This window comes from Serratia liquefaciens (assembly GCF_027594825.1).
GTDB lineage: Bacteria > Pseudomonadota > Gammaproteobacteria > Enterobacterales > Enterobacteriaceae > Serratia > Serratia liquefaciens_A.
The window spans coordinates 2,418,815-2,434,864 of sequence record NZ_CP088930.1 but is presented as its reverse complement, the minus strand read 5'-3'; the positions used below and the strand labels follow the sequence as shown (position 1 = coordinate 2,434,864).

Sequence of the window (16,050 nt, the reverse complement as noted above, 5' to 3'; positions counted from 1 at the left end):
CGCTGCCGATGCTGGCTCGATGATTGGTGCGCCCCGGCGCACCTTTTTTCATCCGCGGGCCAGAGTGCTGCCGATCAACGCCAGCAGGCGGGCGTTATCCACCTGCTGCATCACCCGCAACGGCTTGCCTTCGGGCTCCGGCATGCCGACCGTCAGGCGCAGGCCTCCGGGACGCCAGCGGCGAGAACTGCCGCGCGTCATGGCACCTTCCAGCGCGACATCCACGTAATATTCCTCCGTGGTCACCAACTGTGGCTCAAGCAACCAGGCAATCACCAGCGCATCGTGGATCCAGCAACCCGGCAGATGGCGGGTATGGCGGGAATAGTCAATCCAGGGTTGAGTGGTGCTCCGCAGGTAGCGGCACAGCGGCGTGTCCGGTTGGGTCATCTGCGCCAGGCTTTCCTGAGTCAACATGGTTTGCGTGGTAACGTCCAGTGGGGCGAGCGTAATATTGGCGCCGCTGGTCAGCACCTGGCGCGCGGCTTCCGGATCCAGACCAAAATTGGTGTCCTTGATGTAGCCTTCCAGGTTGAAGACTCCCCCCATGATCACGATTTCCTTCACCGCCTGTGCCATCTGCGGGTACAGCTGCATAGCATGGGCGACGTTGGTCAGGGGGCCGATTGCCGCCAGGGTGATTTCGCCGGGGTTATTGCAGATCAGCTCGCCGATCGCCACGGCGGCGTTTGGCGTTGGCGTGATTGCGGCCTGTGGGTAAGGCGTATCGCGCCACAGTACTGCCAGATCCTGATCGGCAATCGCGCGATCGAGGTGGGCGCGCCAGGGTTCTGGTGGTTCGCTCAGCGCGCGCGCCGCGCCGACGGCAATCGGTACCTGATAGCCGGTTTCTTGCAGCAGATGACGGGCTACGGCAAAGCCGAGATCGCGCGGCGTATTGCCGGCCACGATGCTGATCAGTTCCAATGAAAGCTGCGGTTTGGCCGCCAGCGCCACTGCCAGAGCCAGCCCGTCATCGACGTTAGCACCGGGAATGCCGTTGCCGGGATCGCAATCAATAATCAAACGCATAGCGGTTACCTGAATCAATAAACTAACAGCCGCACGATCGGCGGATATGCAGTTGGAAAGCGAATTCGTGCAGCTCTGGCTGCGCAGCACCGGCGGCCAGCATGGCGATGGCTCGCTTGGCCATGGCGTCAATCGGTTGTTCGACCGCACTGAGCGGCGGCACGCTGAACTCGGACTGCTGGGTGCCGTTAAAACAAATGATAGCCAGATCGTCCGGCACGCGAAGCCGGTGTTCTGCCAGTGCCGACAGGCAACCGAGCGCCTGCTGTTCGTTAGAGGTGAATATGGCCCGTGGCCGGGGAGCTTGCAGCATTTTCTGGCTGGCCTGATAGCCCCCCTGACGGGTATAGGGGGCTTCGAATATCCACTCTTCGCGTGGCGCAATGCCCGCTTCCTTCAGCGCATCACGCCAGCCGTTAAGGCGGTCCTGCGCGTTGAGCATGGTCAAGGGGCCCACAAAAATGCCGATCTCCTGATAACCGTGCTGCAACAGATGGCGGGTTGCCTGACAGGCTGCATCACGTTCGTCGACGCGAATGGCGCAGATGCCGGCATGGCTGTCTATGGTGTCAATCATTACGCATGGCGTGCCGGATGCGCGGATCAGATCGAACCAGGGATGGCGATCGACACTGGTGTACAGCAACCCGTCAACCTGACGGCGCAGCAGATGATTAATCAGGTCGTGCTCGCGCTGGCGGTCGTCACCGGCGTCACCCAACAGCAGTACCCGACCGTGGCTGAAAGCCTCTCGCTGCAACGCCTGGGCCAGGGTGGCAAAAAACGGGTTGGAGATATCGGGTACTACCAACCCGTAGGTCAGGGTGTTGCCTGAAGCCAGCGCCCGGGCGATGTCGTTTGGTCGGTAACCGGTTTGCTCGACTGCCGCCAGTACCCGCAAGCGGGTGGCTTCCGCTACCGGGCGTGGTCCGTTGTTGATCACGTAGCTGACTACCGCTACCGAGGTGCCCGCTACGCGGGCGACGTCGGCACGGGTGATGCGTCGCGCGGATTGATTATCCAAGTTGGGTTCCTGTACGCCCCGATTACGCCGCATCCTGCGGCAGGTTAAGATCGCGGCCGCGGGTTTCCGGTGCAAAGAAGGTGGTGATTAAGCCAATGGCCGCCATTACAACAAAATAGCAGGCGACAGGCCACCAGTGACCGAAGCCGGACAGCAACGCGGTGGCGATCAGCGGAGCGGTACCGCCGGAAAGGATCGACCCCAGCTCCTTGGCGAACGCCATTTTCGAATAGCGATTCTTGACGCCGAACAGCTCCACGCCGTAGGCCGCCTGCACGCCGAAAATACCCAGCGAGGCGATGCACATGCCGACCACAATCACTGAAATGACGGTTGCCGGTTCGCGGCTGTCGAGCAGCCAGAACGCCGGGAAGGCATACAACACCAGCAGCAGACAAAACCAGCGGTAAGTGATGCGACGGCCGAAGCGATCGGAAAGCCAACCGGCCAGGGGGATCACCAGGAAACCGCACAGCGAGGCGATCATTACCGCCAGCGCGGGCACCGACTTGTCCACCATCAGCACTTTGGCGACGTAACCGACGATAAAGCCCTGACACAGATAGGAGGGGCCATTCTCGCCAATGCGCAGGCCAAGCATGATCCAAAAAGCTTTGGTGCGTTGCAAATAACTGCGGTTATCCGGCTCGGTGGGGGTATTTTCCAGCATCCGCTGGTGGTTTTGCTGCAGTTCACGTTCAAACACCGGCGTTTCGCGTACGTGGCGGCGCAGGTAGAGTGCTCCTGCGGCGATCAGGATGCTGGCAAGGAACGGAATACGCCACCCCCAGGCGATCAGATCCGCTTTGTCCAACTGCAACACTAACAACCACACCAGCGACGCCAGCAGGGTGCCGCTGTTGGAACCGATGGCGATGATCGAAGCGACCAGACCGCGTCGTTTTGCCGGTGCGTATTCTGCCAGCATCACCGCGCCGCCGGAGAGCTCCGCTCCGGCACCGAAGCCTTGCGCAAAACGCAGGATCACCAGGCAGACAGGCGCCCAAACGCCTATTTGCGCGTAGGAGGGGATCAGCCCGATCAGCGTGGTAGAAACGCCCATCAACGCAACCGTGGTGAGCAGTACCACGCGGCGGCCTTTGCGATCGCCAATCCAGCCGAACACCAATGCACCGATAGGACGAGCGACAAAGCCGACGGAGTAAGTGGCAAAGCTGGCCAACAGCGCCACTATCGGTGTGGCTTCGGGAAAGAACACGTCGCCGAACACCATACCGGCCGCCAGACCATACAGCGCGAAATCGACATATTCCATGGCGGTGCCGAGCCAGCAGGAAAAAGTGGCACGCCAGAATTGGCCGCGCCCTTCTTTGGTGGCCAAGCGTTCGTCGGCCGCCAGCGTATCGCCGGCGGCCTGTTGGTGTGCAAGCGTTGTTTCGCTCATGGCATTGATATCCTCTTTTCGTCATGCGCCATAATAAATGGCGCCGTTAAAGATGGTTTCCCTGGTGTCGGCAAGAAGGTTTGCTGACAAAGTGTTGGACTGATGGCGATTCAACGCTGCGGCACAAGACTATCTACGCGCGTAGATAAAGCAATGTGGCTGAGGCGAAAGTTTGCAGAGGATCACAGAATCCCCATCGCTCCGGTGAACGAAGGTAAAGAAAACAGATGTCAGAGAGATGACATTGTGCTGCTTTTTCGGGCGTTATTTTGCTGTGCGCAACGCCACGAATCAGCCTGCCGCTTTTGAATTTCTGCGTTACAATGGGCATCTGTTAACGGTTTGTCTGGTCTGACGCGGCTGCAGAGCGCGGCGTCCGGCATGGAGTAGAACAATGTCTGGCAATAAGGATTCCATCCTGCCGCCGCTGGAGTGGTTATCCGCGCAACACCCTCCGGCACCCGCCGCCGTCAGCGATTGGCTGATGGAGTTAGGATCCATGACTCGTCGCTTTGAACGCCACTGTGGCCGTGTGCACGTTGAGCCGCAGCGTGAATGTTTTGTCACTCGTGATCAACTGGGTGAGGAAGCTGAGCACCTGCCGGACAGCCCACGATACTGGCTGCGTGAAATCGTGCTGTTGGGTGACAACCAGCCCTGGCTGCTGGGGCGTACGGTGATCCCGCAGGAAACCCTGACCGGCCCGGATCTGGCGCTGGTGGATCTGGGCACGCTGCCGCTAGGGCGCTATCTTTTTAGCAGCGACGAGTTAACTCGCGATTACATCCATATCGGTCGGCAAGATGCGCTGTGGGCACGCCGTTCCCGCCTGCGACTGGCGGGTAAACCGCTGTTGCTGACCGAACTGTTTCTACCGGCTTCGCCGCTGTACGCCGCGGGCAGTACTGACCCCGAATAATGAGGAGAGGAAATACCTTGGAGGGAAGCGTGATTCAAAGTAAATGGCAGGCTTATAGCCATCTGATGCGCATCGATAAACCTATTGGTACCTTGCTGTTGCTGTGGCCGACGCTGTGGGCGCTGTGGCTGGCGGGGAAGGGCGTGCCGTCGCTGTCTATCCTGCTGGTGTTCGTGGTGGGGGTTTTCCTGATGCGTGCCGCCGGTTGTGTGGTGAATGATTATGCCGATCGCGCTGTTGATGGCCATGTGAAGCGTACCGCCGGACGCCCGATGCCCAGCGGCCGGGTGAGCGAAAAAGAGGCCAAAATCCTGTTCGTGGTGCTGGTGCTGATTTCGTTCGCGCTGGTGCTGACGCTGAATGCGATGACTATCTGGCTGTCTTTGGCTGCGCTGGCGCTGGCATGGGCCTATCCGTTTATGAAGCGGGTCACTCATCTGCCGCAGTTCGTGTTGGGCGCCGCGTTTGGTTGGGGCATTCCGATGGCCTACGCCGCCGTCAGCGAATCGCTGCCGCTAAGCTGCTGGCTGCTGCTGCTGGCCAACATCTGCTGGACGGTGGCCTACGATACGCTGTATGCCATGGTCGATCGCGACGATGACCTGAAGATTGGCGTGAAATCCACCGCCATATTGTTCGGTCGCTACGACAAGCTGATCGTCGGCCTGCTGCAGTTTGCCACCTTGCTGCTGATGCTGTGGGTGGGCTATCTGGCGCAGTTGAGCGGCGCGTTTTATTGGTCGCTGTTGCTGGCGGGCGCCCTGTTTATCCATCAGCAAAAACAAATTGCCGGCCGTGAACGGGATGCCTGTTTCAAAGCATTCCTGGATAACAACTATGTTGGGCTGGTGCTGTTTATCGGTATTGCGCTGAGTTTCTGGCAAAGTTGACCGCATTCGGACAGTAAAAAAGGCACCCTTGGGTGCCTTTTTGTTTTCTATATCAACGAATTACTGGTCTTTCTCTTCCGCTGCGTCCGCCTCTGGCAGAGCGTTGGTTTCCGCCGGCATGCTGACGCTTTCAATGGTCAGTTTGATTTCCGGGGTAATCAGGTCGCTCAGCATGTTGTACACCTCCATGGTGTGCTCACGCACCGCATCGCCGATATCGTTGATGTAACCTTCTTCACGCAGCGTTGCCACCAGGGTAGAGAACACCGCCTTGTCGAAGAACTCCGGCGCGTTGATGCCGTGCAGCACCGATAAACGCTGCGCCATGATACGGCTCTCTTTCTCCAGCGCACCGCGGTTAATGCTTGGGTTGGCGCTGAGGATAGACATGGTGATGGCATAGCGTTGCAGGGTTTCACGAATGCCGGCGGCCAACAACTGCAATGGGCGGATGCGGGCCGGATTCAATACCAGATCGTCACCCTTATCGCAGATCAGTTGCTGACGGATCATTTCCTCGATCAGCGGCTGCAGCACCTCCGGCAGTTGTTCCTTGTCGTTGTGCAGGAACAGCTCGGCTTTCAGCATCGGGTAAATCAAACCAATCTGGCGCAGCAGTTCAGCGCGAGATACCCGGCGATGGTGCATCACGATGGTGGCAATCAGTGACGGCAGAACCAGCAGGTGGTGGATATTGTTGCGGTAATAGGTCATCAGCACCGCCTGCTCGCGCGGCAGGATGATGATATCGCCGATGTTATCCTTTTCCACCTCGAACTTGTTCATGTTCAGCGCGTGATCCAGCAGCTCATCCGGCGTTTGGGTCGGCACGGTCACGTCGTCGGCATAAGGCACGTTGCGCATCAGTTGCAGATAGCATTCCAACTGCTCAAGCAACTGTTCGCGGGTCAGTGAACGCTGACGTGAGGCCAGCAGCGCCGTGGAACACAGGTTCATGGCGTTGGCCGCTGCGGCATTGTTGATGCGCACCATAATCTTGGCCGCCAGATCGTTGACCGTCGGCGTCAGCCAGCTTGGGCGCTGGGATTCGATCGGGTCAATCGATTCGCGCCACTGCGGCACATTCTGGTTCAGGTAGGTGGTCAGCGGCAGGGGATCGCCGAAGTTGACGTAGCCCTGGCCGAGATTACGCAGCTTGCGCAAGCCGCGCAGCATCTGCAGCAGGCTCTCTTTTTCTTTGGTCGCCCCGCGCAGCTCTTTGGCGTAGGTCCCCACTTCCATCACGTGCTCGTAACCGATGTAAATCGGCACCAGCGTGATAGGGCGAGTTCCGCCGCGCAGCATCGCCTGAATGGTCATCGACAAGGTGCCGGTCTTCGGCTCCAGCAGACGCCCGGTACGGGAACGTCCGCCTTCGACAAAGTACTCCACCGAATAACCGCGGGTAAACAGCTCGCCGAGGTATTCACGGAACACCGTCGAGTACAGCTTGTTGCCTTTGAAGGTCCGGCGGATGAAGAACGCACCCAGGCGACGGAAGATCGGTCCGGCCGGCCAGAAGTTGAGGTTGATGCCGGCCGCAATGTGCGGTGGCACCAGGCCCTGATGGTACAGCACGTAGGACAACAGCAGATAGTCCATGTGGCTGCGGTGGCAGGGCACATAAACGATCTCGTGGCCATCCTGGGCCAACTGACGTACCCGCTCGGCGTTGGTGACGTTGATGCCCTGATACAGCCGGTTCCAGGTCCAGCTCAGCACGCGGTCGGAAAGGCGCACCGTCTCGTAAGAGAAGTCGGCGGCAATCTCTTCCATCAGTGCAATCGCATTCTGCTGGGCTTTTTCGTGGGAGATTTTTTTACTGCGCGCTTCGTCTTCAACCGCTTTTTCGATCGCTTTGGACGCCAACAGCTTGTTGAACAGGTCCTGACGGGCCGGCAGGCTTGGGCCTACGGCAGCCAGACGCTGACGCGAGAAGTGCATTCGGGCTACGCGGGCCAGCTTTTGCGCGATGATCTTGTCGGTACCATGCTCGGTCGCCATGCGGCGCAGCGAAACGGTATTGGAGAAACGCACAAAGCTATCGCGGCCGAGCCACAGCACGGCGAAGAATTTCTGGACGCCATTTAGCAAGCGCAGATGCGGCGTGCCGTGGCCTTCGCGCCCCGGAGAGCGGCCAAACATCACCGAAACCGGCAGCATCTGAATATCGAGATCCGGGTTGCTGCGGTGCAGATCCAGATAGTCGTGGAACAGTTTTACCGACTCTTCTTTCGGCGTGTAATAGCGGAATACGCGCGGGCCATCGTGAATAAACACGTGGCTGGGCAGCACGGTGCCGTCTATTTCCAGCGGATTGAGAGGATCGGGCAAATCCTGCGCCAGGCACTGGGTGCGCAGCGTCAGTAAATCCGCCTTGGAATTATAAGGTAAAACATACAAAATCGGCCGTGAGGGATCCAACCCTAACTCCGTGACCGGATCTGAAGGGATAACCTTACTTCTTACCAATAATTTGAGTGGTAAATTCAATAGTTTATAATAAATTTTACGCCAACCTGACATAACAACGTGAAGCCTCTTGTTAGCAATGCGCCGCAAGCATACCAGAAACCGGGTAGCAGATCTGTGGTGTTGGAAAACCGGGAGCCGTGAGCGCTTCCTGGCCTAGACTGTTTAATTATGACTTACCTCTGCGAAAGGCACTAAAAACATGACGAACCAAGCAACCGGCCTGACCCGTATTATTAAAGCCGCCGGCTACTCTTATAAAGGTTTTTCCGCTGCCTGGCAGCACGAAGCGGCGTTCCGCCAGGAGTTGGTGGTGACCGTGCTGGCTATCATACTGGCGATTTGGCTGGACGTGGGTGCGATAGCGCGCATTTTACTGATTGGGTCGGTGGTGCTGGTGATGATTGTCGAGATGCTCAACAGCGCGATTGAGGCGATTGTCGACCGGGTGGGGACCGAGTATCACGAGCTGTCCGGCCGGGCCAAGGATATGGGGTCGGCGGCGGTATTGTTGGCGGTGATTTTGGCGCTGTTTGTTTGGGGCACGGTGCTGTGGCAGCACTTTGTCTGAGCAAAGCGAGCTCGTTGCGATCCGGGTCGCTAATCCCTGATTTTTATTCATTCTTCGGTTCACAAGCCGCACTTACCTGTATATACTCACAGCAAGACTGTATAAACAAACAGGGGGCGGAATGAAAGCACTAACTACCAGACAGCAAGAGGTCTATGATCTGATTCGCGATCATATTTCGTCCACTGGCATGCCGCCAACGCGTGCCGAGATCGCCATGCGTCTGGGGTTCCGTTCGCCAAATGCCGCAGAAGAACACCTGAAAGCGCTGGCGCGTAAAGGCGTCATCGAAATCGTCTCCGGCGCTTCGCGCGGCATTCGGTTGCTGATGGAAGATGAAGAGGGTTTACCGCTGATTGGCCGCGTGGCTGCCGGTGAGCCGCTGCTGGCGCAGCAGCATATCGAAGGCCACTACAAGGTGGATCCTTCCCTGTTCAAACCGAGCGCGGATTTCCTGCTGCGGGTTAACGGCATGTCGATGCGTGATATCGGTATTTTGGACGGTGACCTGCTGGCGGTGCATAAAACTCAGGACGTGCGTAATGGCCAGGTGGTTGTGGCGCGCATCGAAGATGAAGTGACGGTCAAGCGGCTGAAAAAGCACGGTAACGTGGTTGAGCTGCTGCCGGAAAACAGCGAATTCCAGCCGATTGTGGTTGATCTGCGTCAGCAGAACTTCACCATTGAAGGCTTGGCGGTCGGCGTGATCCGCAACGGCGACTGGGTTTAACCCATAAGCCTGCACGCTGCCCTCTGATTAAAATCGCCCCAGCTCTGGGGCGATGTCATTTCTGACCGATTAAAACCGCATTGCCACGGGAACATTTCACTATGCGCCTGCTTTCCGCCTTCACCAGCGATACCGATAAAGCCTTGTGGCACCTGGCGCTGCCCATGATCTTCTCCAATATTACCGTGCCGTTGCTTGGGCTGGTGGATACCGCAGTGATCGGTCACCTCGACAGCCCTGTTTATCTGGGCGGTGTGGCGGTGGGCGCCATGGCGACCAGCTTCCTGTTCATGCTGTTGTTATTCCTGCGTATGAGCACCACCGGCCTGACGGCGCAGGCGTTGGGCGCGCAAAATCCACAGGGGCTGGCGCGTGCCTTTATGCAGCCGCTGCTGCTGGCGGTATTGGCCGGCGTGGCCATTGTGTCGTTACGCCATCCGCTGATCGATCTGGCGCTGCAGGTCGTCGGTGGCGACGAAGCCGTGCTGGAGCAGGCCCGATTGTTCCTCGAGATCCGCTGGCTGAGCGCGCCGGCGGCATTGGCGAACATGGTTATCCTGGGTTGGCTGCTTGGCGTGCAATACGTACGTGCGCCGGTGATCCTGCTGATTGTCGGCAATTTATTGAATATCGTGCTGGATATCTGGCTGGTGATGGGGCTGGGCTGGAATGTGCAAGGTGCAGCGACGGCGACCGCCATTTCTGAGTATGCCACGCTGCTGCTGGGCTTATGGCTGTCCTGGCGTGTCATGCGCCTGCGTGGTATTTCCATGCCGATGCTGCGCACTGCCTGGCGCGGCAACCTGCGGCGTTTGCTGGCGCTGAACCGCGACATTATGCTGCGTTCACTGCTGTTGCAGCTGTGTTTCGCTTCTCTGACCATCTTCGGTGCCCGGCTGGGCGGCGAGGTGGTGGCGGTGAATGCGGTGCTGATGAACTTACTGACCTTTACTGCTTACGCGCTAGACGGTTTTGCCTACGCGGTCGAAGCGCACTCCGGCCATGCCTATGGCGCGCGCGACGATAGCCAATTGCGCAAGGTGTGGCGTGCGGCTTGTCGACAAGCCTGTCTGGTCGCGTTGGCCTTTGGCCTGGTTTATGCCGTTGCCGGCCAGCATATTATTGCCGCCTTGACCTCGTTACCGGAACTGCGTGCGCTGGCCGGCCACTATCTGCCGTGGCAAGTGGTGCTGCCATTGGTGGGGGTATGGTGCTATTTGCTGGACGGCATGTTTATTGGCGCCACCCGAGGGGCAGAAATGCGCAACAGCATGGCTGTTGCGGCGGCCGGTTATGGTTTGACCCTGCTGACCGTACCCGTATTGGGCAATCATGGCTTATGGCTGGCGCTGGCGGTCTTTCTTTCTCTGCGCGGCATTGCGCTCGGGTGGATTTGGCACCGCCACAGGCTGCGCGGCACCTGGTTTGCCGCGGATCCAACGGCTCGCATTTAGAGTTAATCATAAAATTTATTAATGTTTTGTGTTCATATTGAGTTACATATTATCGCGTCGATTTAGTCTCGCTTACTGACTGTTATTTCGGGTGTTTTACTGAATTCTTTTGGTTTGTTGAATTTTTATTCTGGTTTTTTGTTCTTTATCGATATCTGTTGCTATAGTTACTCATGTGGCTGGCGGAATGAATTGGAGTGATGCTTCTTTCATTTTAGGTAAATTGACCATAATTATTACTCAGTTAAGCCCAGCGACAAGTTTTAAAACTGACTAATCACAGGTAACGGAGAGGTTATGAACAAAGATCAAGCCGACGGTAACTGGAAGCAGTTTAAAGGGAAAGTGAAGGAAAAATGGGGCAAGCTGACCGATGACGATTTGACGGTCATTGAAGGGAAACGCGAACAGCTTGTCGGTAAAATTCAGGAACGCTACGGCTACCAGAAAGAGGCGGCCGAGAAAGAAGTGAAATCCTGGGAAGACCACAACAAGTATCGCTGGTAGTGCGATAGGCCGCAGCGGATTGCGGCCGTAAACAACGCTTGAAAACCTGGCGTTCTCATCCCCTTAACGCCATGGCTACAGGTACAGGGAGGTACCTGATAACCTATTTATTTCTTCTTGATAGCGATGCTGTGATCGTGTTCGCCACAATCATGTTTGCTGTCGCAGGCTTCTACCTCAACGCAACCCTCACACAGGCCATGAGCTTCGACCACGCTGTGACGCAGGGCAAAACCCGACTCTTTCGCCAGCTTTTGCAGCGTCTCTTCGATCCCTTCGGTCGTGCGTTCGGTCACCTGGCCGCAGCGATCGCAAATAAACAGCGCGGAAGTATGCATCGGCTGTTCGAAATGATGGCACAGCACGTAGCTGTTCGCCGATTCCACACGATGAATAAAGCCTTGTTCCAACAGGAAATCCAATGCACGGTAAACCGTGGGGGGTTTGGCCTGCGGTTCGGCTACGCGCAGCAAATCCAGCAGGTCGTAGGCGCTGATGGCACCGGGCTGTTGTGCCATCAGGCGTAACACTTCCAGCCGCTGCGGTGTCAGCCGCACATTGCGTTGCTGGCAGAGTTGTTCAGCCTGCGCCAGCAGCTTTTCCTGGGTGCTTGAGTTCATGGCAAATTTCCCGGTACGTAAAAAAGCCGATTTTACCATGCTTCAGCCGAATCGCCGAGAGTCGGCCCCTTTTCTGCCAATATGGCGCATTAAACGTCCGGTTAAGCGCCTGTAGTTGGCTAGAAATGTGATGATATTCACGATTTTCCATGCCGCTCTCGAAGGCTATGACTTCGCTTGGGCTATTAGGCGGCCAGCGAACGCTGTAATTGACTGGCCAATCTGGCCATGTCCACTGCCGGGTTATGGCCAATCAGCATGAAACTGTGTCTGGTATCGGACCAATAGACCACGTTCATCCCCTGGCGACGTTCGCTTTCGGCGGGCTGCGGCTTGCCCGATTGCTGAATGATACACAACGCCAATGCACCGTACTGCGCATCCAGCCAGGTCAGTTGAGCAATGCGGCGATCGTCGTACGCCAGCACGCGGGCGTTTTTCAGTTCAGCCCCTTTCAACACCAGTTTGGGCATCGAGAGTGCGATAGCCAGCCGATCGCCAGTGTGCTGCAATTGGGCGGCGATTTGTGCTGCGGAACCCTCAAACCCTGCCAGGGTTTCCGGCGTGTAGAGCGCCATATACTGAGCGACCAGAGCACGCCAGTTGTCATCCGGTTGGCTGAGCTGCAGATAGGCACGATCGCCCGCGATGCCCAGCGCCAGAAAACCGACCGCGGCGGCAATCAGGCCACGGCGGCTGATAGCGTGCGGTCGCGAGGGGACGGCAAGTGGCAATGTTGACTGCAATTTATGCACCGGCGCTTCATCAAGCAAAGACGCAAAGGCTTGCTTAAAGGGCAAGCTGCTGCGTTCCAGCAACGACAAGCGTTCTGCTAACGCCGGTTCGCCGGCCAGACGCTGTTCCAGCCGGTGGCGTTGCTGTGGGTCCAACTGATTATCCAGGTAGGCGACCAGCAGTTCATCCGTTGCGTAGGCTGAACTCATGATTGTTCTCCTTTTACCTGCGGGGTGCGGGTTTGCAGCAGGCTGTCGTTCGCCAGCCGCAGCCGTGCCGCCGCCAGACGACTCATGATGGTGCCAATGGGCACGCCCAGCACCTCAGCGGCTTCCCGGTAAGAAAGATCCTCCACGTACACCAGAAACAACGTATTGCGCTGCGCCTCCGGCAGTTGGTTAACCCGCTGCATTACCTCATTGGCCCAAATCGGCTGCTCGCCGTTTTCCGCTCCGGCCAGTTCGTCAACGTCGACAAAGCCCTGTCCCTGGCGGATGTGCTGAGAGCGGACCTCGTTTAACCAGATGGAGTGAAGAATTGAAAATAACCAGCGGTCCATACGCGTTCCCACGGCAAACTGTGCGGCGCGTTCCAACGCCCGCACGCAGGTGGCCTGCACCAAATCGTCGGCTACGTCCCGCCGGTGGGACAGCACCAAGCCATAGCGCCACAGGCGGGAGAGATATTGGCCGATTTCGTTGCGGATAGCGTCGCTGCTGATGTTTGCCTCCGGGCTTTACGATTCAGGGTGGTGATCGATAGCCGCCGCCAGATCGCGGTACTCTTCACAACCGGTTCCGCACAGCGATTGGATCACCTTGAGTTGCTCTTTCGCCAAATCCTGGCGGCCTTTAATCATATAAGCCTCACCCAGGTATTCGCGGACTTTCGGGTATTTCGGATCGAGCGCCACTGATTTTAAATAGTAGCCGATCCCTTCGTCGGTGCGGCCGAGCTTGCGGGTGGCGTAGCCGCGGTAATTCAGCGCCACGGCAGTGTTGGGATCTTTGAGGGTATTCAGCACATCCAGCGCTTCCTGATAGCGGCCACTTTTGGCCAGCGCATAGGCATAGTTCGTACGATCGTTGTCGCTGACCATGCTGCTTTTATCCACCATGCAGGTTTTGGTTTTCGTGTCGTATATCTGGCCTTTGGGGCAGGTTGGCGTGGTTTGACCGCTGCCATCGCCGCCCATCGCCAGGGCTGAACCGGAAAACAGCAGTGAACCGGCAATGACTGGCAGCAGCAGGCGTTTAACGTAACTGTTCATGGTTGTTTCCTCATCATGAAGGACGCAGAGCTGCGGCCTTACAAAGAGAACACCTGACCGCCTCTTTTTATTCGCTTTTGCCGCTGCTTTTTTATCGGGCGACACAGCGGTTTTCCCAACGCCGCCGATTGTCGTTATAATAGCCGTTTGCGGCAGCATGCCGTTCGTTGAACCCCAGACAGAATCAGGTAGCCAGTAGCCCAGCATGACGACAGACAATAACGCCCCAAAATACGCCGCCAATCGTTTTTCCATCGCGCCGATGCTCGACTGGACCGATCGTCATTGCCGTTACTTCCACCGCCTGCTGACCAAGGAAACCTTGCTGTACACCGAGATGGTGACTACCGGCGCGATTATCCACGGCAAGGGCGACTATCTGGCCTACAGCGAAGAAGAACATCCTGTGGCGCTGCAGCTGGGCGGCAGCGATCCTGCTGCGCTGGCGCACTGTGCCAAACTGGCTGAGCAGCGCGGCTATGACGAGATCAACCTCAACGTCGGTTGCCCGTCGGATAGGGTGCAAAACGGCATGTTCGGTGCCTGCCTGATGGGGCAGGCAACGCTGGTTGCCGACTGCATCAAGGCGATGCGCGACGTGGTGTCGATCCCGGTGACGGTGAAAACCCGCATTGGTATTGACGATCAGGACAGCTACGAGTTTCTGTGCGATTTCATCGCCACCGTTGCCGGGCGCGGTGAATGCGACATGTTTACCATTCATGCTCGTAAGGCATGGCTGTCGGGCCTGAGTCCGAAAGAGAACCGCGAAGTGCCGCCGCTGGATTACCCGCGTGTGTACCAGTTAAAACGCGATTTCCCGACGCTCACTCTGGCGATTAATGGTGGAGTGAAAACGCTGGAAGAGGCGAAACAGCATTTGCAGCATCTTGATGGCGTGATGATGGGGCGCGAAGCCTACCAGAACCCGGGCATTCTGGCGCGGGTCGACAGTGAACTGTTTGGCTGTCAGACCGAAGTTATGGACAGCATAGCGATTATCGAATCGCTGTATCCGTACATTGAACGTGAGCTGTCAAAGGGCACCTATTTGGGCCATATCACCCGCCATATCCTTGGGTTGTTCCAGGGCGTGCCCGGTGCTCGCCAGTGGCGCCGTCACCTGAGCGCAAATGCCCACAAGCCAGGGGCCGATGCGCGCGTGGTCGAGCAGGCGCTGGATCTGGTTCGCTTACCGCGCACTGAGATGGCGTAATAGAGATAAAAATCTGACTAACAGTTAGTGTTTTTGACCAGGCATGCTGCGTAATGTGGCGTGCCTTTTTTTCAATTTCAATCACTTAGTTCTCTCGCCTTGTTGGCACGCTTCTTGTAATACCTCCGCAGATACTTTGTTTTGCGAAGGAGCAAAATCATGTTGGAACTCTTCTTTCTGGTCGGTTTTGTCGTCGTGCTGATGGTGACGGGCATTTCGCTGCTGGGCGTGTTCGCGGCGCTGCTGGTGGCCGCGGCGTTCATGCTGATTGGCGGCTTGTTTGCGATGGTGATTAAGCTGTTGCCGTGGCTGATTTTGGCGGTGGTTGGCGTTTGGATCTACCGTTCAATGCAGAAGCCTTCAATACGTCGCTATTAATTTTTTGTCGAATAATCAGTCGGTCACGCTGAAAACTGAGCAACAGATGCGTTCTTAATGCGGCAGCGATCACAGCTTGAGGTTTAAACGGCCGGTGCGGCGCATTAGCGATTTTTTTTGCGCCTCGGGGCTGTTAGGATGTTTGCCGATGCAGCGATGCGACCGATTTCATCACCGCAAGAGACAATAAGACCCAATACGAGCGTTGCTTAAGCAACCCACTGTCTCTGGCGGACTCTGCTCTACCCCTACAAACGTAGTAACAAAAAGGGCTCCTCACGGAGCCCTTTTTGTTACTGATAATCCAGCCATATTAAGATCTTGGCCAGTTGTCGCTTTCAAGCTGCAACGTGCGTTCAATAGTCATGTTCAGTTCGCATGAGCCCGCATCCAATGCATCGCCAGAACCATGCGGCGCTGCGACCAGAGCCAGACATTGGCTGTCTTTGAACTTCAGCCAGTTACGCTGTGCCTCACGCCAGGCTTTTGGGGCCGCCTTAAACTTGAGCGCTTCCTTGTAGGACTTGTTCAGGCGTGCATCCCAAAGGTTGAACTCTGTTTCAATGCAGGCAGCCATACTTGGCGTATTGAGATCTGGTTTGCTCATACATTGCGTATAGGCGGCAGAGTAAGGGTATTTCATCAATGCGTCCTTTTCAGCGTTTGGCGTCGCGGCCTGCGCTGTGGCTGCAGCGAAAACCAGTGCGGCAACCAGCATTTTCAGTTTCATTTCAGTGCTATTTCCTTATTGTTCAACATGCAATGTCAGATGATCATATTCCCTTTACCCTAGCCTGACGATGCCAGACAGCATTTTCTACCAAATT

Annotated in this window: 17 protein-coding genes; 8 read left to right on the top strand and 9 right to left on the bottom strand. The window is 56.9% G+C overall.

Annotated features, from left to right (window positions below):
- Window positions 1–48: 48 nt before the first annotated feature.
- The 3 genes from LQ945_RS11065 to LQ945_RS11055 are packed head-to-tail and all read right to left on the bottom strand — an operon-like array spanning window position 49 to window position 3,461.
- Complete coding sequence (locus tag LQ945_RS11065) at window positions 49–1,032, bottom strand: nucleoside hydrolase (protein WP_270102876.1); 984 nt, start codon at window positions 1,030–1,032, stop codon at window positions 49–51.
- A 22-nt stretch (window positions 1,033–1,054) separates the two neighbouring features.
- Window positions 1,055–2,056, bottom strand: coding sequence for a LacI family DNA-binding transcriptional regulator (locus LQ945_RS11060; protein WP_044553904.1), 1,002 nt, complete (start codon window positions 2,054–2,056; stop codon window positions 1,055–1,057).
- 22 nt (window positions 2,057–2,078) lie between these two features.
- Window positions 2,079–3,461, bottom strand: coding sequence for an MFS transporter (locus LQ945_RS11055; RefSeq protein WP_044553806.1), 1,383 nt, complete (start codon window positions 3,459–3,461; stop codon window positions 2,079–2,081).
- A gap of 394 nt (window positions 3,462–3,855) precedes the next feature.
- Between LQ945_RS11055 and ubiC the strand changes: the two genes are divergently transcribed.
- Together ubiC and ubiA are read left to right on the top strand one after the other, a co-directional pair.
- Window positions 3,856–4,380 carry a chorismate lyase gene (gene ubiC, locus LQ945_RS11050; protein ID WP_269934069.1) on the top strand — a complete coding sequence of 175 codons (525 nt, stop codon included), beginning with the start codon at window positions 3,856–3,858 and terminating at the stop codon, window positions 4,378–4,380.
- A gap of 17 nt (window positions 4,381–4,397) precedes the next feature.
- Window positions 4,398–5,270, top strand: coding sequence for a 4-hydroxybenzoate octaprenyltransferase (gene ubiA, locus LQ945_RS11045; protein WP_270102875.1), 873 nt, complete (start codon window positions 4,398–4,400; stop codon window positions 5,268–5,270).
- Window positions 5,271–5,330: 60 nt separating this feature from the next.
- Here the strand turns inward: ubiA and plsB are convergent, their stop codons facing one another.
- Window positions 5,331–7,796, bottom strand: a complete 2,466-nt coding sequence (plsB, locus tag LQ945_RS11040) for a glycerol-3-phosphate 1-O-acyltransferase PlsB (RefSeq protein ID WP_044553802.1) — start codon at window positions 7,794–7,796, stop codon at window positions 5,331–5,333.
- A gap of 148 nt (window positions 7,797–7,944) precedes the next feature.
- Between plsB and LQ945_RS11035 the strand changes: the two genes are divergently transcribed.
- The 4 genes from LQ945_RS11035 to LQ945_RS11020 all read left to right on the top strand — a co-directional run bounded on the left by LQ945_RS11035 (window position 7,945) and on the right by LQ945_RS11020 (window position 11,004).
- A complete protein-coding gene (locus tag LQ945_RS11035; RefSeq protein WP_020837169.1) occupies window positions 7,945–8,313 on the top strand; it encodes a diacylglycerol kinase in 369 nt (122 codons plus the stop codon).
- Between the two features lie 121 nt (window positions 8,314–8,434).
- The gene (lexA, locus tag LQ945_RS11030) at window positions 8,435–9,043 is read left to right on the top strand and encodes a transcriptional repressor LexA (RefSeq protein WP_037416119.1); all 609 of its coding nucleotides are present in this window, start codon (window positions 8,435–8,437) and stop codon (window positions 9,041–9,043) included.
- A 101-nt stretch (window positions 9,044–9,144) separates the two neighbouring features.
- Window positions 9,145–10,497, top strand: a complete 1,353-nt coding sequence (gene dinF, locus LQ945_RS11025; protein WP_270102874.1) for an MATE family efflux transporter DinF — start codon at window positions 9,145–9,147, stop codon at window positions 10,495–10,497.
- Window positions 10,498–10,794: 297 nt separating this feature from the next.
- Window positions 10,795–11,004 carry a CsbD family protein gene (locus LQ945_RS11020; RefSeq protein ID WP_017894203.1) on the top strand — a complete coding sequence of 70 codons (210 nt, stop codon included), beginning with the start codon at window positions 10,795–10,797 and terminating at the stop codon, window positions 11,002–11,004.
- Between the two features lie 107 nt (window positions 11,005–11,111).
- On the opposite strand, the gene zur is transcribed toward LQ945_RS11020, so the two are convergent.
- From zur to LQ945_RS11000, 4 genes are all read right to left on the bottom strand, one after another.
- Window positions 11,112–11,624: a zinc uptake transcriptional repressor Zur gene (gene zur / locus LQ945_RS11015; RefSeq protein ID WP_041415728.1), complete on the bottom strand. Its 513-nt coding sequence runs from the start codon at window positions 11,622–11,624 to the stop codon at window positions 11,112–11,114.
- A 185-nt stretch (window positions 11,625–11,809) separates the two neighbouring features.
- Window positions 11,810–12,568 carry an anti-sigma factor family protein gene (locus LQ945_RS11010; RefSeq protein ID WP_270102873.1) on the bottom strand — a complete coding sequence of 253 codons (759 nt, stop codon included), beginning with the start codon at window positions 12,566–12,568 and terminating at the stop codon, window positions 11,810–11,812.
- Window positions 12,565–13,014, bottom strand: coding sequence for an RNA polymerase sigma factor (locus LQ945_RS11005; protein ID WP_270102980.1), 450 nt, complete (start codon window positions 13,012–13,014; stop codon window positions 12,565–12,567). Before LQ945_RS11005 ends, LQ945_RS11010 begins: the two co-directional genes overlap by 4 nt.
- Window positions 13,015–13,095: 81 nt before the next feature.
- Window positions 13,096–13,629, bottom strand: a complete 534-nt coding sequence (locus tag LQ945_RS11000; protein WP_044553796.1) for a tetratricopeptide repeat protein — start codon at window positions 13,627–13,629, stop codon at window positions 13,096–13,098.
- Window positions 13,630–13,834: 205 nt separating this feature from the next.
- On the opposite strand from LQ945_RS11000, the gene dusA reads away from it, so the two are divergent.
- Window positions 13,835–14,845, top strand: coding sequence for a tRNA dihydrouridine(20/20a) synthase DusA (dusA, locus tag LQ945_RS10995; RefSeq protein WP_270102872.1), 1,011 nt, complete (start codon window positions 13,835–13,837; stop codon window positions 14,843–14,845).
- Between the two features lie 159 nt (window positions 14,846–15,004).
- On the top strand, window positions 15,005–15,223 hold the full coding sequence (gene pspG, locus LQ945_RS10990) for an envelope stress response protein PspG (RefSeq protein WP_269934075.1): 219 nt from the start codon (window positions 15,005–15,007) through the stop codon (window positions 15,221–15,223).
- A gap of 313 nt (window positions 15,224–15,536) precedes the next feature.
- On the opposite strand, the gene LQ945_RS10985 is transcribed toward pspG, so the two are convergent.
- Window positions 15,537–15,953, bottom strand: a complete 417-nt coding sequence (locus tag LQ945_RS10985) for a lysozyme inhibitor LprI family protein (protein WP_044553792.1) — start codon at window positions 15,951–15,953, stop codon at window positions 15,537–15,539.
- Between the last annotated feature and the right edge of the window lie 97 nt (window positions 15,954–16,050).